This is a genomic window from Mesorhizobium huakuii, assembly GCF_030160235.1.
Classification (GTDB): domain Bacteria; phylum Pseudomonadota; class Alphaproteobacteria; order Rhizobiales; family Rhizobiaceae; genus Mesorhizobium; species Mesorhizobium huakuii.
Genome location: NZ_BSNY01000047.1, coordinates 1 through 20964, shown reverse-complemented (window position 1 = coordinate 20964; position 20964 = coordinate 1). Strand labels below are relative to the sequence as shown.

17 protein-coding genes and 1 pseudogene are annotated in these 20964 nt (G+C 61.5%); 5 read left to right on the top strand and 13 right to left on the bottom strand.

What is annotated here, in order from left to right; all coding sequences use genetic code 11:
• Nucleotides 1-29 precede the first annotated feature (29 nt).
• Entirely contained in the window at nt 30-566 is a 537-nt protein-coding gene (locus QQK95_RS22325; RefSeq protein WP_284276580.1) for an autotransporter, read from the top strand.
• A gap of 7 nt (nt 567-573) precedes the next feature.
• Here QQK95_RS22325 and QQK95_RS22320 read toward each other — a convergent pair whose 3' ends face one another.
• From QQK95_RS22320 to QQK95_RS22280, 9 genes are all read right to left on the bottom strand, one after another.
• Entirely contained in the window at nt 574-1647 is a 1074-nt protein-coding gene (locus tag QQK95_RS22320) for a D-alanine--D-alanine ligase family protein (RefSeq protein WP_284276579.1), read from the bottom strand.
• Between the two features lie 148 nt (nt 1648-1795).
• On the bottom strand, nt 1796-2668 hold the full coding sequence (locus QQK95_RS22315) for an SMP-30/gluconolactonase/LRE family protein (protein WP_407660574.1): 873 nt from the start codon (nt 2666-2668) through the stop codon (nt 1796-1798).
• Nucleotides 2668-3306 carry a 2-dehydro-3-deoxy-6-phosphogalactonate aldolase gene (locus QQK95_RS22310; protein ID WP_284276577.1) on the bottom strand — a complete coding sequence of 213 codons (639 nt, stop codon included), beginning with the start codon at nt 3304-3306 and terminating at the stop codon, nt 2668-2670. The genes QQK95_RS22315 and QQK95_RS22310 overlap by 1 nt, the downstream gene beginning before the upstream one ends.
• Nucleotides 3303-4262, bottom strand: coding sequence for a 2-dehydro-3-deoxygalactonokinase (locus QQK95_RS22305; protein WP_284276576.1), 960 nt, complete (start codon nt 4260-4262; stop codon nt 3303-3305). The genes QQK95_RS22310 and QQK95_RS22305 overlap by 4 nt, the downstream gene beginning before the upstream one ends.
• Nucleotides 4259-5026 (bottom strand): SDR family NAD(P)-dependent oxidoreductase, encoded by a 768-nt coding sequence (locus QQK95_RS22300; protein ID WP_284276575.1) that lies wholly within the window; start codon nt 5024-5026, stop codon nt 4259-4261. The genes QQK95_RS22305 and QQK95_RS22300 overlap by 4 nt, the downstream gene beginning before the upstream one ends.
• Before the next feature lie 269 nt (nt 5027-5295).
• Nucleotides 5296-6645, bottom strand: coding sequence for a putative bifunctional diguanylate cyclase/phosphodiesterase (locus QQK95_RS22295; RefSeq protein ID WP_284276574.1), 1350 nt, complete (start codon nt 6643-6645; stop codon nt 5296-5298).
• 209 nt (nt 6646-6854) lie between these two features.
• Nucleotides 6855-8672, bottom strand: a complete 1818-nt coding sequence (locus tag QQK95_RS22290; RefSeq protein WP_284276573.1) for a GtrA family protein — start codon at nt 8670-8672, stop codon at nt 6855-6857.
• Nucleotides 8673-8797: 125 nt separating this feature from the next.
• Nucleotides 8798-9205, bottom strand: coding sequence for a GtrA family protein (locus tag QQK95_RS22285; RefSeq protein WP_284276572.1), 408 nt, complete (start codon nt 9203-9205; stop codon nt 8798-8800).
• On the bottom strand, nt 9202-10446 hold the full coding sequence (locus tag QQK95_RS22280) for a glycosyltransferase family 2 protein (RefSeq protein ID WP_284276571.1): 1245 nt from the start codon (nt 10444-10446) through the stop codon (nt 9202-9204). The genes QQK95_RS22285 and QQK95_RS22280 overlap by 4 nt, the downstream gene beginning before the upstream one ends.
• A gap of 223 nt (nt 10447-10669) precedes the next feature.
• Here QQK95_RS22280 and gshB point away from each other — a divergent pair, with 223 nt between their 5' ends.
• The 3 genes and pseudogenes from gshB (at nt 10670) to QQK95_RS22265 (ending at nt 13283) form a co-directional block, all read left to right on the top strand.
• The gene (gene gshB, locus QQK95_RS22275) at nt 10670-11614 is read left to right on the top strand and encodes a glutathione synthase (protein WP_284276570.1); all 945 of its coding nucleotides are present in this window, start codon (nt 10670-10672) and stop codon (nt 11612-11614) included.
• Between the two features lie 182 nt (nt 11615-11796).
• Nucleotides 11797-12030, top strand: a pseudogene (locus QQK95_RS22270) (magnesium chelatase domain-containing protein); the annotation flags it as partial.
• Between the two features lie 167 nt (nt 12031-12197).
• Entirely contained in the window at nt 12198-13283 is a 1086-nt protein-coding gene (locus QQK95_RS22265; RefSeq protein WP_284276568.1) for a helix-turn-helix domain-containing protein, read from the top strand.
• Nucleotides 13284-13297: 14 nt separating this feature from the next.
• Here QQK95_RS22265 and QQK95_RS22260 read toward each other — a convergent pair whose 3' ends face one another.
• The 4 genes from QQK95_RS22260 to QQK95_RS22245 are packed head-to-tail and all read right to left on the bottom strand — an operon-like array spanning nt 13298 to nt 19480.
• The gene (locus QQK95_RS22260) at nt 13298-14761 is read right to left on the bottom strand and encodes a site-specific integrase (protein ID WP_284276567.1); all 1464 of its coding nucleotides are present in this window, start codon (nt 14759-14761) and stop codon (nt 13298-13300) included.
• Nucleotides 14758-15234, bottom strand: a complete 477-nt coding sequence (locus tag QQK95_RS22255) for a hypothetical protein (RefSeq protein WP_284276566.1) — start codon at nt 15232-15234, stop codon at nt 14758-14760. The genes QQK95_RS22260 and QQK95_RS22255 overlap by 4 nt, the downstream gene beginning before the upstream one ends.
• A 4-nt stretch (nt 15235-15238) precedes the next feature.
• Nucleotides 15239-17587, bottom strand: a complete 2349-nt coding sequence (locus QQK95_RS22250; RefSeq protein WP_284276565.1) for a hypothetical protein — start codon at nt 17585-17587, stop codon at nt 15239-15241.
• Nucleotides 17588-17596: 9 nt separating this feature from the next.
• Entirely contained in the window at nt 17597-19480 is a 1884-nt protein-coding gene (locus QQK95_RS22245; protein WP_284276564.1) for a hypothetical protein, read from the bottom strand.
• A 315-nt stretch (nt 19481-19795) separates the two neighbouring features.
• On the opposite strand from QQK95_RS22245, the gene QQK95_RS22240 reads away from it, so the two are divergent.
• Nucleotides 19796-20200, top strand: coding sequence for a hypothetical protein (locus tag QQK95_RS22240; protein WP_284276563.1), 405 nt, complete (start codon nt 19796-19798; stop codon nt 20198-20200).
• Nucleotides 20201-20964 lie beyond the last annotated feature (764 nt).

The window sequence follows — 20964 nt, the reverse complement described above, 5'->3', positions numbered from 1 at the left end:
AACTGAGCATCTCAGTCAGGAGCTGTGGCATGCCTCTACCCGCCGACTCCCCTCTCTACCCCGCGATCAGGGATATCGTCAACGCGGCGGCCGGCGCCAATCCCTTCGAGGAGGTCAGGGCCGTCTTGAGCGACTATACCAACCGCTTCCACGCGCTCGGCGGGCTGGTTCACGAGGAGGAGGACGACGAGCTCTTGCTGCATGCCAGCCCGCAGCTGACGATCTACCACATCACGCTTTCGCCCGGCGTGCAGTATCCGCCGCATAACCATCTGATGGACGCCCTGGTCGGCATCTATTGGGGCGGCGAGACCAATTTCATCTACCCGCTCGCCGGCCAGAAGGTGGACGAGCCTGAGCGGCAGGATTTTTCGGCGCCCGCGCTGTTGCACATGTCTTCCAACACCATTCATTCGGTCGCCAATACCGGCACTGCCCGCTCCGGCGCCCTGCATGTCTACCTCGGCGATCTGCCGGGCACCGACCGCCAGCTGTGGAGCCTGGCCGACAACTGGCCGGAACCGTTCGACAACGCCAGGTACATGGCCGGCGCACGGCCGATATAGGCCGAGCCTAGCCGCCGCGGCGCTGGCCGATCAGCCGGCTGGCGGCCGTCTCGGCCATGGCGTCGGCAAGCTCCAGGCCCCATTGCTGGCGGCAGTAGGCGCGGAAATCGAAGCAGGGCAGGCCGGGGCAGACCTCGAATTCGATCAGGTGAATCGTGTCGTCGACCTCGACGCGCAGGTCGATGGAAAACACGTCGCGCAGGCCGAGCCCGCCGATCAGCCGCCCGGCGACCGCCCTGATCCTGGCATCGGCCTCGGGCTGGAGGTCGGCGACCGCCACGAGCTCCGGTTCGGCATAAAGTCCTGCCGCCTTCGCCGCCTCGCCGGTTTCGCCATAGAGCGCCATACTGTCCGCCATGGTCTGGAAATCCGCGCCGGAATCGACAAAGGCGATGCCGAGCGCCTCGACACCGGTTTGCGGCGTCAGCCCGAGGAAGCTGGCGCGCACGTTGCGGCCGGCGACATAGGGCTGGACGACGACATCGTCGCGATAGGCGGCGAAGACGCGCCGGCTAAGCTCCAGCGCGTGGCCAAGATCACCCACACGTGAATCGGGCCAGATGCCGATCTTGGCGCCAAGCCGGTTGGGCTTGACGAACCAGCCGGCGGCGGAGGCCGGCGGCTCGACCAGCCACTCGCCATCGCGGGCAAGGCCAGCCTGCGGCACCGGCAGGCCGAGCGCGCCAAGCACGGCACCGGAGCGGAACTTGTCCTGGCAGAGCGCGAACAGCGAATCGTCGGCGCCGATCGTCCGCAACCCCTTGAGCCGGGCCAGCGCCGGGGCGGCGCCACCACGGAAATAGGCGATGCCGTCGGATAGTGTCCAGACCAGCGTGTTCTCAGCATCCGAACCGTCAAGCGCCTCGGCGGCATCATCGAGTGCCACCGGCGCAAAGGTGAGACCCCGCGCCTCGCAAGCGGCGGCAAGGGCACCGAATTCGAGAGCCAGATCGGTCGACTGCGCCAGGTAGGACGAGATTTCGGTGGCCCGCTGCGGCAGATAGCCGTCTGATATCAGGCGGTCGAAGCAAGCCTTTTCCGGCTCATGGACAAGGATCAGCGTAGGCTTGTGCTTTGACATGATGGGCGGGATTCCAGCGGTGCGATGGCTTGGAGCACGTCGCGTCGAAACGACATGCATTACCATCGCACAGCGCCTGCCATCGGCTTTCGCGAAACCGACCGGACCGGGCGGTTGCGTGACAACGCCCGGCGAAAACCGCTCCTGCTCAGGCGATCAGCACGCGCGGTTCGAACCGGCCATTGACGGGGATGTCGATGACGAAGGTCATACCCGCCTGCGGGTCGAGCTTGCGCTGCTTGTCGTCCTTGCCCTTCCAGGCCGAGGTCACTGCCAGCCGGTCGGCCTTGGCGCCGATAAAGGCCGGGCAGGACGCCTGCGTCGCCGGCATGGGAATTTCGCGCAACAATGTGCCATCAGGCGAATAGGCCTTCACCGCCTTGCCGCCCCAGACAGCATTCCACAGCACGCCATCGCGGTCGACGACGGAGCCGTCGACGTAGCCCTTCGAGGAACGGTGGTCGACGAACACTTTCGACTCGCCAACCGGCAGGCCAGTCACCGGATCGCAGGCGACGCGCATCAAAAGGCCGGTCGCGGTGTCAGTGTAGTAGGCGATCGTCCCGTCCTGCGAAAAGCAGATCGAGTTCGACACGGTGATGTCGGAAAACAGTTTGCGCAGTTCACCCCTGAAAAACCAGTAAATCGAGCCCGCGCCCTTGCTCTCGTCCTTGGCCATCGTGCCGACCCAAAAGGCGCCACAGGGATGGACGCGGGAATCGTTGGAGCGGGTGAGCGGGTTGTCGGCCTCGATGGACGTGTGCAGCGTCATCGCGCCGGTCGCGACATCGCGGACAAAAAGCCCGGTCTCGGTGGCGATCAGCTGGCGCTGGTCGTCGATGATGGCGATCGCGCTGGCCATCTGGCCAAGCTCATGGATTTTCAGGGCGCCCGTGAGCGGCTTTTCCAGGAGCTTGCCGTTGACGATATCGAACCAGAACAGCGCATCGCTGGCCGGATCGTAGCTCGGGCCTTCACCAAGCTGACAGATGTAATCGGAAAAAACCGAAACCGCGCTCATCATGCGTCTCCGAAAACGGCATCCCAGGCCGCAACGGCGGCGTGCGCGCGCGCCGCGACGTCGTCGACACTCATGCCCGGCTTGAACAGGCTGGAACCGAGACCGAAGACCGTGACGCCCACCGCCTTGTAGCCGGCAAAGTCCTTTTCGGAAACGCCGCCGACGGCGCCGACCAGGGTCTGCGCCGGCAGCACCGCCCGGATCGCGGAAATGCCTGATGCACCGAGTGCGCTCGCCGGAAAGAATTTCAGCGCCGAGGCGCCCAGCCGAATGGCCTGGAACGCTTCCGTCGGCGTGAACACGCCGGGCATGGTCACCATGCCGTAGTGCATGGCGCGCGCCATCACCTCGGCATCGATGTTGGGGCTGACCAGGAGCCGCCCACCGGCCTTGTGCAGGCCGTCGACATCGGCCGCCGTCAGCACCGTGCCGGCGCCGACCAGGGCCGATTTCGGCAGCACTTCGGCAATCCTGGCGATCGAAGAGAAGGGCTCGGGCGAGTTGAGCGGCACTTCGATCGCCTCGATGCCGGCATCGAACAGCGCCTGCCCCATGGCAATCGCTTCAGTGGGTTTCAGGCCGCGCAGGATGGCGACCAGCCCGCGCTCGAGTTTTGGGAAGGCTGCGGTCTCGGTCATGCCAAGGCTCCAGTTCTGGCGATCATGCCGTTTTCGCGCGCGGCTTCGATGAGGCCGGCGCGCACCGCTTCATCCGCGTCGACGGTGCGGACGGCAAGCCCTGCAAGGTCGAGTGCGGCCTGGTAGAGCACGGCGAGCGCACCCGAGGCAATCAGCACGACCGGCGCATCGCCTACGCCATAGCGGCGCTTCGCCGAGGCGATCTCGCCGCCGATCAAAAGCCCGGACAGGCAGGCCGCCGCATCTTCCGACTTCAGGTCCTGCAGGAGCCCGGCGGCACGGATGGCAAACAGCTTCGACGTGACGTCGCCACCCTCGCCAAGCGCGCGTTCGCACCACTGCCGGAAGAACGGGCCGTCCGCGGCGACGGGAGCCGGATGCTCGCCGAGCGAATGCTTGAGGATGGAGTGCGCGGCCAGCACCGAAAACAATTCGCCGGTCGGCCATGTGCCGAAGCCGGCAACCGCGCCATCCTCGACCACGACCCATTTCGAATGCGTGCCGGGCATGCAGGCGAGATGCCGCCCCTTTGCCGGCAAACCGGCGCCGGCAAGCTGTGTTTCCTCACCGCGCATGACATCGGGCGCATCGGCCAGACGCTGGGCGAGGCCCGGCACGATACGGATGTCACGTTTCTGATCAGCCACGCGGGCGGCACCGCGCAGGATGGCGCCGAGCGGCGCCGGCACGGTCACATAGGGCGCCTCGATCCAGCCCTGACGGGAGCCGGCCATGCCGCAGATGATGACGGGCAGCCCGTCAGGCGCGCCCATGGCGGCCAGATGGCCCTCGAGGACGTTGGAGAACCCCTTCTCGCGCGCGGTGATCAGGCCGTCATCGCCGCGGCGCTCGGCTAGCACCTTGCCGCCGCCGTCGATCAGCCATGCGCGAAGCCGGGTCGTGCCCCAATCGAGCGCGGCTACCGCCGGCATATTGCCGGCAAATTCTGGGCTCACAGAAAACCTCCGTCGACGATCAGCATCTGCGCGGTCAGCATGCGCGAGGCATCCGAGGCCAGGAACAGCACCGTGCCGACCATGTCGTCCGGGCGCATGACCTCCTTGATGCACTGCTTGGCGACATGGGCGGCGAGCGCCCCTTCGGTCACCCAGCGTTCCTGCTGCCGTTCGGTGATCACCCAGCCGGGCGCGACGGCGTTGACGCGGATGCGGTCAGGCCCGAGCTTGCCGGCCAGCCCCTTGGTGAGGCCGAGAATGCCGGCCTTGGCGGCGGTGTAGGCCGGCATGTCGGGATGGTTGATGAGATAGGATGTCGATGTGAAGTTGATGATCGAGCCGCCGCCGGCCCGCTTCATGCCCGGCGCCACCGCCTGCGCTGTGAAGAAATGTGGCCGCAGATTAATCGCCTGGTTGTTGTCCCAGAACTCCACCGTCACGTCCTCGATGGCGTGGCGCTCGTCCCAGGCGGCATTGTTGATCAGCACGGTGACATCGCCATGCGCCTCCGCCGCCCTGGCCGCCGAGGCGCGCAGCGCCTCGATGTCGCGCAGATCGGTCTTGAGGTAGAGCGGCCGCCGGCCGAATTCCTTCTCGATGCGGTCGGCAAGCAGCGTGCTCGGCCCCTCGGCGATGTCGATGAAGGCGACATTGGCGCCCTGGCGCACAAAACCCTCGGTCAGCGCCGCGCCGATCCCGGAACCGCCGCCGGTGATCAGAACCGAGGCGCCCTTGAGGTCGGCAAAATCCGCCGATGGCATCATGTCTTTTCTCTCCCCAGCGCATGACCCCGAAAATCGGATCGATTTTCGGATAGGGATCATGCGCAAATATACGTTGCTACAGCGTCCTTTTGCGCGTCCCAAGGGACGCGCGGCGCTGTAGGCATGGACGGCGCGCATCCTAGCCACGCAAGTCGTGCGGGCAAGGGCGAAACGTCGTCTCTGCAGGCTTAAGTCAGACAAAACGACAATGCGCCGCAGCGAAGCGCGCCGCGACATCGGCGGAATGCCGATTACGTCGAAATCGCCGGTCAGATCGCCTTGGCGCGCAGCGCGCCACGGAAGGAATCGCGGAGGTAGCCGAGCGTGGCGTCGGCATCGACCGGCTTGCCGAACAGATAGCCCTGCCCGCCGGCGCAGCCGAACTGGACCAGGCGATCGGCCTGCGCTTCCTCTTCGATGCCTTCGGCGACCACATCCATGCCAAGCCCTTCGCACATGGCGAGGATGGCACGGATGATGTGTTCGGACGGGCGGTCGTCGAGAATGGAGGAAACGAAGGCACGATCGATCTTGAGCTTGTCGAAATGAAACTCGCGCAGGCGGCCGAGCGAGGACTGGCCGGTGCCGAAATCGTCGAGCGAGACGCGGATGCCGACGCGGCGCAGGTCGTCGACGATCTGCGCCGCCGAGGCCGGATCGTTCATCAGGCCGGTCTCGGTGATCTCGATCTCCAGCCGACGCGGATCGAAGCCGGTGCGGTCGAGGATCGCCAGTATGTGCAGGCCGGTGTTCTGGTCGACGAGCTGCGAGGGCGACAGGTTGAAGGACAGGAACAGGTCGCTCGGCCAGCTCCTGGCCGCCTCGGTCGCCTTGCGCAGCACCAGCTGCGACAGCGGGCCGATAATGCCGCGTTCCTCGGCGATGGGGATGAAGACCGTCGGCGGCACCGCACCGAGATCGCGATCGGTCCAGCGCGCCAGCGTTTCGAAGCCGATGGTGCGGCGCGTGCTGAGGTCGACGATCGGCTGGAAATGCGGCTCCACCTCGCCGGCCGAGACGGCACGGCGCAGCGCCTGCTCGATGCGGGTGACGCGCTTGGCCGCCTCTTCCATCTCGCGGGTGTAGACGACGACACGGCCACGGCCGGAACGCTTGGCGTGGTAGAGCGCCGTTTCGGCCTTGTTGACGAGGATCTCGGTGGTTTCGTCGCCGGAATAGAACAGCGAGCAGCCGACCGAGGCCGACAGCCTGGCGGTGCGTTCGCCGACATCGTAGGGAGCCGACAGGATCTCGATCAGCATGCGGGATTTTTCCGCCGCCGCTTCCTCGGAGAACACCAGCGGATAGAGGAAGGCGAATTCGTCGGCGCCGATGCGGCAGACCGTCGAATGGCCGTCCATCGAGGCGCGCAGCCGCATGGCGACCTGGATGAGGATGTCGTCGCCGGCCTTGTGGCCGAACAGGTCGTTGATCGGCTTGAAGCCGTCTAGGTCGAGAATGCCGACGGTGAAGGGCGCGGGATCGTCGGCGCGGTCGCTGATCAGGCGATCGACCTTGTCGAAGAAACGGCGATGATTGCCAAGCCCGGTCAACGGATCGGTGAAGGCCAGATCCGTGCTCTCCCTGTTTGCCTGACCGGTGCCAAACGAAGTTTGCATCGGTGTCCCTGTTTTTACGTCGGAATTTATGTCGGAGACTGGCAGCAAACCCTTTAGGAAACGTATCTCGAAAATCGTTTTTTTCGGCCGGGACATGATCTGGAGAAACGAAATCCGGTTTTCACCGGCGATCTTGCCGCGGCAGAAGGCCGGACACCCGCAGAAAGCCGGCTAAACCATGCATCAAGCCTTTGTTTTCGCGCTGATTCTCAGCTGCTGGACTTGACGCGATAGAGCTCAAGCTGGGCCCCGATTGTCCCGGCCACCGGCTCCAGCCAGTCCGGCAAATTGCCGCGCGTCAGCCCGGCCAGAAAGCTGTCCGGCGCCCTGTCGACGAGCAGGCGGGTTTCCGGGTTGCCGCGGCAGAGCGCGACAAGCCCGACATGGTGGCTTTCGACCGCCTTCCTGGCATCGGCGTCCGATCCCAGGAAGGTATCGAGTGCAAGCAGGTTTCCCGCGACGTTGCGATGATACGGCCCGGCGAACACGCGATGTCCGGAATAGGCCAGGATGGGCGAGCCAAGATTGGAAATGGCGAGCACGGTGGTGTCAGGTAGCTGGCTGAGTGCCGCGAACGAGGTCTTGCCTTGGCAGGTCGCATTGACACTGGCGCCCTTGACGTCCGCACCGGTTTCGAAGGCGCTTGACGCAGCCACGGCCGCGCACGCCCAGAGTGCGTTGACCGAAACCAGCCAGGCCGCGGCCAACCTGAGCGTGGAGCCGAGCGACGGGCTGGCTTCGGCCCGCTGCCGCCATTTGGCGATCCAGGCGCAAAGCGGCAGCACCGCCAAGGCAATGGAGAAGGTCGAGCCGCGCACTTGCCAGGCGCTGACCAGGAACGCCACCACCAGCAGCGCGCCAACGAGGCTGTCCTGTCGACGCGAGCCGCCACGGCCGAGGCCAAGCGCCATCAGCATGATCGCCACCAGTGGCGTGGCAAAACGCTCCACCACCGCGACCCGATTGTAGATGACAAGCTTGTACAGCGACTGCGCCTCTTCGATGTTATCGAGCCACAATTCCCTGAGGCGCGGATCGAGGTTCGCATAGGGGGCTGCCAGGCATTGCGGGAACAGCGACACCACGACAGCGCCCAGCACGAGCACAACCAGGCCGAGCGCCACGAGACGCCGGCCGACGGTGGCGTTGGCCATTTCGAGCGAAGCCACGGCGGCAAGGCCGCATCCGGCGAGCGCGGCCACCACGAACTGCACCGTCGAGAAAGCGTCGCATTGCGGCTGGCCCCACGCAGATGGAGCGATCGTGGTGACGAAGACCAGCCCAGAGACACCAGCAAAGCCAAGGCCGAAATCCCTGGCGATCCGCCCTTCACTCCCGGGGTCGGCGACAAACAGCAGGGCGATGCATGCGCCGATGGTGGCGACGTAGGGCGCCGTTTCCATGCCGACGGCCAGCATCAGCGCCGCGCACAGGCCCGCGAACAGCGCGGCCCAGCGCTGCACGGGTGCATCGAGTAGCAGGCTCAGGCAGGCGATGGTCAGCGTCAGCTGGACATTGTGATGATCGAGCGAGCCGGGCGAAAAGATGCCGATGAAATGCAGCGCCGCCGCGCCGATGACGACGGCCGGCAGCACGGCGTCGGCACCGGCGAAACTGCGCGCCGCACGCGCGGTAAAGAGCAAAGCGAGGAAGAAGAGCAGCGCCGGCCAGAGCACCTCGGCGATGGTCTCGGCCATGGCCATGCTGCCGGTCAGCGCCGAGGCTACGAGAACGATGGCGGCGATCGGCGCGTCGACCAGCCGCGACCAGTGCATGACAAAGCCGCCTTCAAGACCCATCCGGTACTGATGCAGGTCGAACCAGCCCTGGCCGGCCAGCATGTCGCGAACCTCGACCAGACGCAGCAGGTTGTCATTGTCACCGCCGGCGTCGGTCAAGTCACGGAAGCCGCTGAGAGCGCTGACGGCAACCATCACCACGGTGGCGACGAGCGCTAGCGCCAGGTCGTTGCGCCGTGACGGACGTGGCCTGGCCTCGGCGGAGATCATGGTATCGGCAGGAGTCACGGCACGGCCTCTGGGCGTTTTCTTCGGCACGGAAGCTATCGCGAACTCACTGCACAAACCTTAAATCGGTCCTGCACAAAGCATTTCCATTGGACGTAAGGCCCGAAGCTGGCGTGTCGAATGCCTCACGCGGCTCTTTGATCGTCGCGAAACACCCAGACCGATGAGAGCACATAGCTCGCGGCGCTTGCGGCGACCGTAATGATGGCCGACATGATCAGCGGCGAGGCGGAAAATATAGACACCGCGACATGGGCTGACAGGCCTGCAAACGCCGCGCAGACCAGCTGGGTGACGAGATACCGTGGAAACGCATGGGCGTGGGCGTGCTGTCCTTCGAACGTCCAGCCACGCTGTGCCGAATAGGCCACGACGAAGGCCAGCATGTAGGCGATGACGCTTCCGCCGAATGGCGGCAGGCCGGCCGACACCAGAGCCCATGACAGTGTGAACAACAGCAGCGCCGCGCCAATGCCGACGATGACAAACCGGACAAGCCGTACCGCGGCGAGCTTTCGTAGAAGCCGGCTCATTTTTCAGCGGTCGCGGCGGCTTCGCCTGATCCGCCGGGCTGGCCGGCTTTCAGCCGCTTGACCGGGATCTCGAGGACGCCGAGCAGGAATGCCGAGAAGAAGGCCTGGAACGAAATGACGATCAGGCTCAGGCCCAGCACGACGATGCGCGGGATTTCGGAATCGTTCAGCGGGCCGAAGCCAAGATGCGCCCAGCGCAGCACCGCATAGCCGAAGAACAGGACGCCGCCGGCAAAGCAGATGCCGGCATTGGCGGCAAGACGGTCGGTGCTGATGGTCCTGGTCAGCCAGTCGGACCCGCGGCTGCGCGGCAGGATGCCGGTGATCTCGGTATAGTATCGCGATATGGCGCCGAAGGTGATGAGCTGGATGCCGGTGATGATCATGAAGCAGGCGGCGACGAAAGTGTTGAGGTCGAGCGAAAGATTGTCGATCACCCGCAGCGGCCCAAACACCAGCAGGGCCGCGAACAGCATGCCCAGGCCGCACAGCGCCGCCCCCGGAATGAAGAACATCCAGCGCGGATTGTAGACCAGCAGGAATTTGAGATGCCGCCAGCCGTCACGCCATGTCCTGAGATGTGGCGGCCGGCTGCGGCCGTCGGGCTTGAGCGTGGTCGGCACTTCCTCGATGCGCAGGCCGGCAAGCGCGCTGCGCACCACCATCTCACTGGCGAATTCCATGCCGGTCGTCTGCAGGTCGAGCTTGCGGATGCTCTCGGCGTTGAAGCCGCGCAGGCCGCAGTGGAAGTCCCCGGTCTTGATGCGGAAGAACAGGCGGCCGACGAAGCTCAGCACCGGATTGCCGAGATAGCGATGCAGCGGCGGCATGGCACCGCTTTCGATGCCGCCCTGGAAGCGATTGCCCATGACCAGGTCGGCGCCGTCGCGCAGCCGCGCGACGAAGGCCTCCAGCGCGCCGAAATCGTAGCTGTCGTCGGCATCGCCCATGATGATGAAACGGCCCCTGGCGGCGGCGATGCCGCCCAGAAGGGCCGCGCCATAGCCCTTCTGCGCCACCGGCACGACGCGGGCGCCGCCCTGGGCCGCGATCTCCTGCGAACCATCGGTGCTGCCATTGTCGGCGATCAATACCTCACCCAGGATTCCGGCCTTGTCGAGGAAGGCCGTGGCCTTGCCGATGCAAACGGCCAGCGTCTCGGCCTCGTTGAGGCACGGCATCAGGATGGTGAGTTCAAGCTGTTTGGTCGCGGCGGCGCGGATGGCGGTGAGCGCGTTCATGGTCGTTGTTCCATCGAGGACCCCCATCCGGCGGCTGCCGTGGGGGCATTCGAGGCCCATTCTTGTACGGCAAGGCTTAAGAAAACGATGACGCGGCCCGTTGCCTTGTCGCGATCGGGCTGGCGTGGGTTGCGTCCTGCTGTTGCCATTCTTCAGATGTCGCGATTGGCAGAAGGCTCGGCGACCCTTATATCGCTCTCGTCGACTGCGCTGGGGACCTGCCATGAAGCTGAAAATCGCCGTCCAGATGGACCATATCTCCAGCGTGTCGATCGCCGGCGACACCTCGTTCGCGCTGTCGCTGGAGGCGCAGCGACGCGGCCATCAATTGTTCCACTACACGCCTGACCGGCTGTCGCTGCGCGACGGCAAGGTGTTCGCCCGCATCGAGGAGATGCAGGTGCGCGACGAGAAGGGCAGCCACTATTCGCTGGGCGAGAAGGTGCGCACCGACCTGTCGGAGATGGACGTGGTCCTGCTGCGTCAGGACCCGCCCTTCGACATGAATTACATCACCACCACGCACATCCTCGAGCGCATCCACCCGAAGACGCTGGTCGTCAACGACCCGGCCTGGGTCCGCAACAGCCCGGAAAAGATCTTCGTCACCGAGTTTGCCGACCTGATGCCGGACACGCTGATCACCAAGGATCCGCTGGAAGTCGCCGCCTTCCGCAAGGAGTTCGGCGACATCATCGTCAAGCCGCTCTACGGCAATGGCGGCGCCGGCATCTTCCATCTGCACGAGGCCGACCGCAACCTTGCCTCGCTGCTCGAGATGTTCGGCCAGCTGTTCCGCGAGCCCTATATCGTGCAGCGCTACCTCAAGGATGTGCGCAAGGGCGACAAGCGCATCATCCTGATCGACGGCGAGCCGGTCGGCGCCATCAACCGCGTGCCGGCCGAGCACGATTCCCGCTCCAACATGCATGTCGGCGGCCGCGCCGAGAAGACCGAGCTGACCGAGCGCGAGCGCGAAATCTGCGCCCGCATCGGGCCGTCGCTCAGGGAACGCGGTTTCATCCTGGTCGGCATCGACGTCATCGGCGACTACATGACCGAGATCAACGTCACCTCGCCGACCGGCGTGCGCGAGGTACAACGCTTTGGCGGCGCCGACATCGCCAGCCTGTTCTGGGACGCGGTCGAGGGGAAGCGGCGCAAGTAGGCCGTTTTCAGTTCGTATTAACCATGTTCCGCCTCTTCAACCGGACTCAATCCGGCTGCAACCATAGCGATTGCCTTGTTCCCGTAATGTTCTTGATTTGACCGGCAATCTGTGATTGTCTTCTGCCGGGACCACATTCTAGGCCAATCGCATGGGTTGCGGCCCATATCCGGGGTGGGAAAATGGTGGCGCGGGTTCGCACGGTCGCTTTCCAGGGCATCGAGGCCGTGCCGGTCGACGTGCAGGTGATGATCGCGCCTGGCAAGGTCGGCATGCAGATCGTCGGGCTGCCCGACAAGGCGGTGGCCGAAAGCCGCGAGCGGGTGCAGGCCGCGCTGCATGCCTCCGGCCTGTCGATGCCGTCGAAGAAGGTGACCGTCAATCTGGCGCCGGCCGACCTGCCCAAGGAGGAAAGTCTTTTCACCTATTCGAAATCGGTATCATGAGGCAAACCCTTGGAAGTGTTGGCATTCTAGGCTGCGGAAAGAATCATACCGTATGGAGCTCCTTAGGGTGCTTCGACAAAGTGGCTCTTCCGAACGTCATGCCATACGATGGTTCCGGTTGACATCTGGAACGAGCCTTGACCTCAACGAAGCGTTACGGGAACACCTCGATTGCAAGCCGGCTCGCGGAAGCCAGGCTCGCTGCCGGCTACACTTCGATGCAGCAAGCTGCTGCTGCGATCGGCGTGCCGATAGGGACCTACAAGAGCCATGAGAGAGGCATACGTTCGGTCGGAGCGGATGCTCTTGAAAAGTACGCGCAATCATTCGACGTGGATGCCGCTTGGCTTCGAAGCGGAGCTACAGAAGGGAACGAGGGTCCGACGCTTCCTCATTCCAGTCTTTCGGCGACAGGGTTCTCTGCCAGTGTGAACGGCGCGAGAACCACGATGGCGATTGCCGCTGGCAATAGGCTGAAAATTGCGCGAATTCTAGCCGATTTCGGATCGGCGGCGGCGGCGTCGCGACACTTCGGTTGGGCAGCAACAACTTACGTTCAGCACGAGAGCGGAATTGTCAGGTTCGACGCCGACTGGGCGACGCTCTATGGGCTGGCGTTTGGAGTTGAGCCGCCATGGCTTCTTGGCGAGGCAGGGTCGACGGGGAGCAGTTACCTTGACAGCCTTCTGCAAAGGCCCGGTCTGCAAGACGGCGTTTCAAGGAAGCCAACGGGAGAGTGGCACAGAACCCAGACGGTAGATCACATCATTCCCGAATTGAAGCTTTTGTCGGAGCCTGCCAGGCGAGGTGCATCGAAAGACGTGACCCGCCTTCTGAAATGGCAGGCCTCCAAGAGGAGGAGAGAACAGCTACTCGCCAGGCCGAATTCGATGACTTACGCTACCGAGGATCCCTTCGAGTACAGAAATCGTGGCCACGAGGAACAGGTGGCGGCCCGGGTCTGGGGCTTGCCTACCGATTTTCTGCGTCGGCGAGGTGCCAATCCGGACTTCACTACCATTATTTCCTCCCCCGAAGATTGTATCGAACATGATATCCGGCGAGGAGATCTCCTTGTTATCGATGCCGCGCAACGGACATTAACTAGCGGCCTTTTCCTTGTGGAACGGGGAGGTGACCCCGCCCTTCGGCTTGTGCTTGATGTCTCGGACGATCTTGCCGAGCCCATGGTCATTGGCAAGGTCGTAGCGTCAATCCGGTAGTGAGGTTGACGCTCTTAAGTCGTAGTCAGTGAGCGCTCGCGTCGCTCGATGGCTCGCCGCAGATCATGCACCGATCCAATTTCAGGTCTCGCTTCGATCCCATGAAGATCACAGAAGCGCTGAAGCGCTGCGGACAAAGGCGCGCCTGTAAGCTCAAGCGCTTCCGATAATCCACGAAGGAGAGCGGCATGGTCGCTCGACAAAACGAGGATCGGTTCCCCTGGAAGCGCATTCTCTTCCTTTATGACATCGCCAAGGTAGGGTTTGAGGGTATTCGTATGGCTGTGACCCATAACCTCGGCCGTGTCGTGCAGGATGCTTCGCGCGTCATAGGCGCGACCGTGTGCTGCTCTAGCCTTAAGGTACCCTTTCAGCAAGTGCGCCATTGCAAAACGCGCCCGCAGGCGATGACCCGAACCAGGGATGCCCAACTCATTGAAGTAGCGTTTGAACTCGTTGCCGAGCGACTTCGATTCAAATGCCGCTCCTGTTTTCAGTGAGATGAATAGAGCCTCTGAGGGTCGGTATCGCGGACGGCTCGATGCCAACTTCTTGATTAAGTGAGCCCTAGCGCCCCAAATGTAATCCAGAACGTTCTCCAGCAAATCCAAGGGAACCGGGACCGTTCGGGTCTTTTTCCCTTTTTCGGTAACAGCGACGCCGATTTCTTGACGCCGGTCCTCTCGAAGGCGTGCAATGGCCAGCTTTATCTGGTCCTGCGCGCACGCATCGGAGGCGGTCAATGACAGGTTCCAAGCCCGTCCGGTCGAATCCATTATCCCCTCCGCTGCCAATGCCGAAGAAATCGAGCCAAGCGTCAACGAAACGACACCACCTATCCTCAGCCCGACGGCGTGCATCCAGGATGCGGCGAGCCACCACATCGTGGCTCTCTCGAGATTCGGTTTGTCCAGCAAAGCGTCACCAAGAACTTCGACTTGCTGCGCGGTGGGCGTAGGTCGCCGTGGGGACAGGGGGATCGTTGCATAGGAATATGAAGGCTTTAGACGTTCGGTTTCACGCCCATCCTTATGCTTTCGGATCACAATCTCGTATGACAGAGGGTATCGCCATGCTCCAGGCTTGGAGCTATTCTCACCCACCACTCGATCAATCCACTTAAATTTGCTCTGTGCGACACGGTAGAAGTCAAACACGGTGCCGATCTTCGTGGCGATACGCCTTGTGCTAATTGTTCCTTCTTGAGCGGTTGCCCATTCTCTAAGGAATTCGTCGGACGCTTGCGACCAGTCGAGCCTCTTGGCAGACAGTGCCTTGAACCATTCCAACAAGATCCCGGCTGTCCCCAATACGCTTCCCGCCGCTTTGTTTCGCTGGACGGCCAATTCCTCAAGGTAGTCGGACACAGCAAGCACGATGCCTTTGGCGCCGATCAGGACCGGGTGCCGAGGAAACGGCTTTCCCTTGATACGGTAATCTCTACCCATCCTGTGGAGAATTATCTTTGGCGCTTTCATGGCTCGTCAACTCGATGCAAGGGAGATATCTTTGATATTTTCTTGAGAAGAAGAGCTTCCGCTTCTTTACTTACCTCAAGTAATTGCGAAGCCATTTCATATTTTTTACGCAGATCTCTGTTGTCTCTATTGAGGATGAGGTTCTGTTCGACGAGACCGTCGCGGTGGAGTCTTAGAACTTTCAGCTCCTCTTCTAGAGAATCGGTCGCGGCGTGCCTGTCGAGCTTCCGCAGCGACCCGCAGGCTGCGTCATATCTCGTCCGCAAATCGCGATGCGGGCCGTTCGGTGAGGCGATGTTCGGGCTTGACCACGCCGACACGCCGAGCTGTTCGTCGCCCCACTCCCGAAGTGCCACTGGTCCGTTGGGCCAATGCTGTCCGTCGGGTACCGCCCCAGCGTCCACCCATCCTTCTAGGATTTCGACCTTTGTCCGAAATGATCGCCGTGCTGCGCTTTCCGATCGTTGCAGCATATCGTCACTCCTCGGTGCGCCACTGCTTACGACAGCGTGCGAGGTGAGATTCAATTCTATCGCGGCGGTCAGAAGCGAACGCTCTTTGGCGCTGAGTGGGCGCCAATTCCGCAGCGCGTTGGGCTTCCGATAGGTTATCGTTCCAATACCTCTCGTTCACGCTCAGGCAAACATTGTTTGAGCACTCCGCGCAGACCGCGTCGGGAGCGTAGGCGTAATCCGGCTTGGTTTCCAATGCGACGGCGGCGTCGCCTTCAGCAACCCGCTTCGCCTGAAGGCATCGGGCCGCATCGAGATCGATTCGTTCGGGACTGCACTTGCAGAAAGAATGCCCAAGCGGGTGCGGCTCAAGGTGCTTGCCGCTTACCCACTCCTTGAGGGCTTGGTCGAAACTACCTTCCCCCGACGACAGCGCAAAGGTGACGTGCCGACGGCACTGCTCGACCAACGCAGCCAGGTCGCGCATCCAAAGTTCGCCGCCTCGTCCCGCCATAGGAGCAGCCACGCCAGTGGCTGCGTCTCGAACGGTCTCGTAAAGAAACTGCTCGCGACCGTTCTCGAAGTCCGCTGCCCGAAGGGCTCTTGCCGTCAGAGCCTTTTCTTCGGCCCTTTTTTTTTCTCGCGCGTTTCGCTCGTCGGCGATCTTGATGTAGTTTCCGCGCCCGGTTGCCGTCACATAGGCACGGGTGGTGTCTGGGTTGTAGTGACGCATAAAGAGCGAGAGCGCGGTCAACGACGGGTAGCTCCATCGGTGGTAGTAAGTAAGCGCGAAAAAGGATCGAAATTGTTGTGCCGTGAAGTTCCAGTACGTGCCGTCAGGAAGTGGAGGGACACCGACATACTCTGCGAAGATTCGAACGGCATCCGTCATGTTAAAGGCAACAGAGTGGCCGGACCCGTCTGGCTCGACGAACTCGAAAAGCCACTTGCTCTCCCGGAGGCTCCTGGCATCCGCACTAAGGGTGCGAAGAACCTCTACGGCCCGCACGACAGACTGCGTGACCGGGATGCCGTCAATATCCCTAAGGGATTTCTCGATCCAGACGCTCATGAACTGGTTCCCGTGAGCGTCCTGATAGAGGCAGTCGTCGCGCAAGGACTGATTTTCCTGGTGGCGACGAGCGCCAATTGCCGCAATTATGATGGCAGCCGCTGCCGCTCGTATCACGAAAAGTAGCTGCCGGAGCTCCGTGCCTTTTCGGGTTTCGCCGAGCCTTGTCTTTCGCCAAGCATAAGCATCGAGAAACGTGATCTCCGACAGCGTAGTGCCGTGGACTCCGGAGCTGAGCTCCCGCATTTTCTTTCGAATAGCTTCATTGCGGAGCCGGAAACCAACCTTGCCACCCTCGGGATATTCCTTGCCCGCAGCTCGCACGGCGTCGAAAACTGCATCGAGCGCGGTCGACTGCGACAAGGTCATTTTCAGTGCTTCATTTATCAGGAAGCAGACTTGATATGCGGGCGGTTCAGGTGTCGGCGTGGGTACTTTAGAAGAGATGCCGCGGGCGATTGCCAGTGTTGTAATGCCAGGATCGATAGGCCTAAACTGGACGGGATCGTGCTGCAGACGATGTTTGAGTTTCCAGAGAGCTTCCCAGGTTCGCAACCGGCTATAGATGCGGCCATTGATGGGCTCGTAGTCGGGCGCTTCCTCGTTAAGGAAATCATCCCGTTGTCTGTAGTAGACTGTCCTGTCGTAGATATCGGGTCTAGTTTCCTTTATGAAATTGAGAAACCTTGCCCAGCAAGGCCGAGGTATCTGAAGTGTGTTGACGAGGCCGAGGCGCTCCGCAACCTCGTTCGCAGCCAGACGACTGCCTCCTTCCCTCAGCGGAAGTTCTTCCAAACCTAAGCGGATGTTCTGGATGAACGCCTCAATTCGATCCCAATATGGAAGGAAATTTGACGTAGGACCGGATAAGTCTTCTTGAAACTGTTCGAACCATATTGGCCGAAGTTGATCAATCCTACGCAGGCCCGCGCTTTCCCGCCATCGGATCAGATCTATAAGGTCAAGGTATGCCTGCCTAGATGACAGTGCTGAGGTGTTCCAGCCATCCGCAGTACTCAGACTGTAGTAGAAGAACAGCTTTGCCGTAAGGTGGTCGTGCTCGTGGCCGCGGTCGTTTAGCCGGACTGGGCCGGGATTGACCGGTAGTGAGAAATCGATGACGATCGGTTTCCGTAGCAGCCCGTTGGGATCTTCCGTATTGCAGATCCAATGGTCCGATAGCAGCCCGCCTTCGGCGAGCCAGGGTGGCGTTTCAAGTTCAGCTATAACTCGGTCATGCTGTGTTCTGTCAGGATTGGAGGACGGTGGAACAGGGTTATAGCGGTGTTTCCGAGCGTGCATCGGTGGAACCTATTTCACAATTGGAAGCGCAACTTGGTTGGAGGCGAGCATGCTGTCGGCTAGTGAAGCCGCCATTTCGTATCGGCGCCTGTGAGGGCTTTCTCGCAGCTTTCCGACATAGGCTTCGGTCATCGCTCTCCACGGTAGCCAAATTTTGGCCCAGCGCTCGGGGTTGACGGCTAGGAGGGACCCCTCAGCCTGGCGAAGTGCTCGATGCGCAAGGTGCAGCGTTATGAAGTTTTCATCGGTGGGCACGAACCGTCGCACCGGGCAGGTATCGCACGGCTGAAGCGGATCGCAGGTTGGCCCATGTGCAATGTTCTTCTGATCAGCGGGCCGGAGAGTCACGCAGACAAAATCGAGGCCCGCCTCGATACCAACTTCCACCCGTCTCCGTAGCTCATCTTGATCGATTCCGAGCGACTCGGCAGCACCCGGTATGTTTTCAGCTAGAGTAGCTTCAAGCAGTGTTTGAAACGATCTGACCTGCTCCGACAATTGAGCACGGATCCACGGTTTCAATATGTAACCCATTGTCGTTGCCGGGCTGGAATGGTCGCCCAGCGTCTGAACGATAGCATGGTGAAATCCGTTCTTGACGGCCCGTATCGATTTGACAGTCGTACGTATCATTTGACGTGTTATGCGCAGACCACCGATTACGGGATGATGCTTGTGGCGGTCTAGAAAGTTGGGCCAAAGGGTGCTTGCTGCAGTCTTCAGGCCGGCGACCACGGGACCGCCGTTCAAGGAGGTCCCGAAGGGCTGAAGCCAGAAACATTTGGCTACTTTGGGCGAGCATCTCTTGCGTATCGGAGCACTCATCTCCTGATACATCCGGATTGCCTCAATGCCCGATACGGCATTGTAGCTATCCTTTAATGGAAGCGACGCCTGGTACTCTTCTTCAAACTCGGAAATCGCAGCGCTGACAGGTTTGCCGCCGGCTCGTATCTTGATCCCGCTCAGCAATCCGACTTTGATCTGACCGCGTGACGCTTTCCCGATGAATGGATCTTGAGGAAGTTCCTCTAAGACCGCAACGTTGAGCGCGGTGTCAATCAGAAGGATGCCGAAGCAGGCGTTGGCTGCAACGGGGCTTGCTTCGAGGCATGGGAGCACGCAACGGCGTCCCCCCGCCAACGAGATCATCGCATGTTCCTTTTTCGACATGTCTCCCATGCGCAGAATCCCCTTCCGCCGCGCAGCAATCCAGCGGACAGCCAGAGCGAGGAAATCGCAGGCGCTACCAAAGGCGCGCTTTAATTGCAGCTCGACCATTCCGCGGAGCCGTGCACGTGAACTCTGCAACGGGACAGCCTTCAGGCAGTTCTGAATAGCTCTAATGTCCGCAACCCGGGCCGTGCTGATGAAGGTCTGTCCGCGCCTGAAAGCCTCGTACTCCGCCAGAAGTTCTTTCTCGAGACATTCCCTTAGAGCAGCCAACCGCTCTAGGTTCAGCGTCTGCACAGCCGAAAGGTGATCGTCGAGCGACATGCCATCGTGGATTGCCACTGGAGCGCGTCCGCCGGGCGCCAGCTCTGCCAACGTGGGTATTTTGGGGAGATCCACGACGGATAGCCGCCGATATTTGGCAGGTCGGATCAACGGCAAGAAGTCGTCTTCAGTTAATCTGCGGAGGCCGCCGTTGATGGCACCCACGAGACCCATTCTCGTTCGATCGCTCTTGGACACTATGATCGAATGATTGTTGCGATCTCGAATCTTTTCCACGACCGCTTGAACGGCGTCGGATAGCATCTGCTCCGGAGGACTCCCCTCAGTGTTTGTCAGATGATTGAACAGCCGTCCGCAGGCAGCATCCGGTGCGGCTATTGCCAGCGCCGCTATCGATGCAAAAAGCCGTCGCAAGGCGGACGCATACGTGTCCACGGACTCCTTGGCATCCCCGAGACAGCCCCTGCCGAACGACCTTGCCAAACGAAAGCAAAAATGGGTTCCGTAGAGCGGGACTAGGGATCGAAAATCCCCTTTAGAATCTGAGCCCGGAATCACCGCTACGGGCTCATCCTCGCGCACATACCAGCCGCCACTTGCCTTGCTTGAGGGCCGAGATTTTTTAGCTGGCATATTGCGAACTCCTGATTGTCTTATAAACGTGTATCTGGGCACAAGTTGATTCGTCAATATCCTTGGCCTGTGGTGGCCGGGTGACTTGTGGATCCCAGGAGTACAGGCGAGGTGCACATGACCTACAAGATCGATACCGGAAGGTACCCAGCCGACCTCACATCGCTGGCGAGAGCGCCTCAGTCGACGCTCTGCATCCGAGCCTTCCGGCATAAGTTCTTCGAAGCCACAGCCCAGGAATGGCTCGACCGGTATTGCAATTTAGGCAAATACGACGACGCCCTCCGCTTCAGCGAAGTCGTCGAGACACTCAGGCTGCCGGGACTCAAGGGGCGTATCGCACGGTATGCCCGAAAAGATAGAAACGGTGCTGTAAGCTTTCGGTGGGTGTGGGAGCGAAACTACTACGTTGCGGAGGGGTACGCCTCCCTAGAGGCCGCGCGCGCGGATCTCATTCGGCACTTATGGGAGCAATTCGAGCGTCTGGAAGACAAAACGCGCAGCCCAAGTTCCGTGTCCTAATGACTCGCATTGAGACCGATGCGCTCGACGCAGCGCCGGAGCCTATCGACGGATTCACTCATGCGCAATCTGGATGGGATGAGGCCTACTGTGGCGCTCACGACCCGGATACAAGACCTTCCGCTGTCCGCCCACGGCGCAGCGCAACCCTTTGACGCTTCCCGTTCGTTGGCGTGCTTGAAGATATTGGAGGGTATGGGTGTAGCGTTCCGGAATGACGATGGCGTCTTTAGCGATGCGATGATCCTGCTGACAATTGAGGTCTGAAGAATATCCCGAAGGACTGTGCACATCCGAGGAACTGTATCGAGAACGGATGACACGGTGGCGGCGATAGGTTGGCCGCGCCATACACAGTCGCTCTCGAACACGGCCGAGCTAGTCGCTCGGCCGCCGTTCCATACGGATCAACCCTGTCTCACAAGGCGCCGTTACCAATGTTTCATCGCCGCTGCCCACACACCCCGGTCAGTTCATTCGCATAAGGGGAGCGGTGCCCATCTCATTTCTGCCGGCCGGTTCAAACCGAATAAGCGCACCCCTAAAGGAATGTTCGCCAACGAGGTCCATCACGTACCCAAAAGCGCCTGGTCCGCAGCTTCGTATAGCTTCCAACAAGGCCGGGACAGACACGAAGCCGACGCGGGCGCCCTCCCGATCAAAAACCACCCCAGGCATTAGTCCAGTTTCGGGATCCGGCTTCGCGGGGTGTGGCGCGACAATTCTGATGAGAAGCGCGCGACAATCTGGATGAGAATCTGGTG

Excerpts from the sequence above, each read along its gene's own strand:
- QQK95_RS22320 (WP_284276579.1), bottom strand. The coding sequence starts at position 1,647 with ATGTCAAAGCACAAGCCTACGCTGATCCTTGTCCATGAGCCGGAAAAG.
- QQK95_RS22315 (WP_407660574.1), bottom strand. The coding sequence starts at position 2,668 with ATGAGCGCGGTTTCGGTTTTTTCCGATTACATCTGTCAGCTTGGTGAA.
- QQK95_RS22250 (WP_284276565.1), bottom strand. The coding sequence starts at position 17,587 with ATGCACGCTCGGAAACACCGCTATAACCCTGTTCCACCGTCCTCCAAT.
- QQK95_RS22280 (WP_284276571.1), bottom strand. The coding sequence starts at position 10,446 with ATGAACGCGCTCACCGCCATCCGCGCCGCCGCGACCAAACAGCTTGAA.
- QQK95_RS22325 (WP_284276580.1), top strand. The coding sequence starts at position 30 with ATGCCTCTACCCGCCGACTCCCCTCTCTACCCCGCGATCAGGGATATC.
- QQK95_RS22240 (WP_284276563.1), top strand. The coding sequence starts at position 19,796 with ATGACCTACAAGATCGATACCGGAAGGTACCCAGCCGACCTCACATCG.
- QQK95_RS22255 (WP_284276566.1), bottom strand. The coding sequence starts at position 15,234 with ATGCTGCAACGATCGGAAAGCGCAGCACGGCGATCATTTCGGACAAAG.
- QQK95_RS22295 (WP_284276574.1), bottom strand. The coding sequence starts at position 6,645 with ATGCAAACTTCGTTTGGCACCGGTCAGGCAAACAGGGAGAGCACGGAT.
- QQK95_RS22285 (WP_284276572.1), bottom strand. The coding sequence starts at position 9,205 with ATGAGCCGGCTTCTACGAAAGCTCGCCGCGGTACGGCTTGTCCGGTTT.
- QQK95_RS22310 (WP_284276577.1), bottom strand. The coding sequence starts at position 3,306 with ATGACCGAGACCGCAGCCTTCCCAAAACTCGAGCGCGGGCTGGTCGCC.
- QQK95_RS22300 (WP_284276575.1), bottom strand. The coding sequence starts at position 5,026 with ATGATGCCATCGGCGGATTTTGCCGACCTCAAGGGCGCCTCGGTTCTG.
- QQK95_RS22260 (WP_284276567.1), bottom strand. The coding sequence starts at position 14,761 with ATGAAAGCGCCAAAGATAATTCTCCACAGGATGGGTAGAGATTACCGT.
- gshB (WP_284276570.1), top strand. The coding sequence starts at position 10,670 with ATGAAGCTGAAAATCGCCGTCCAGATGGACCATATCTCCAGCGTGTCG.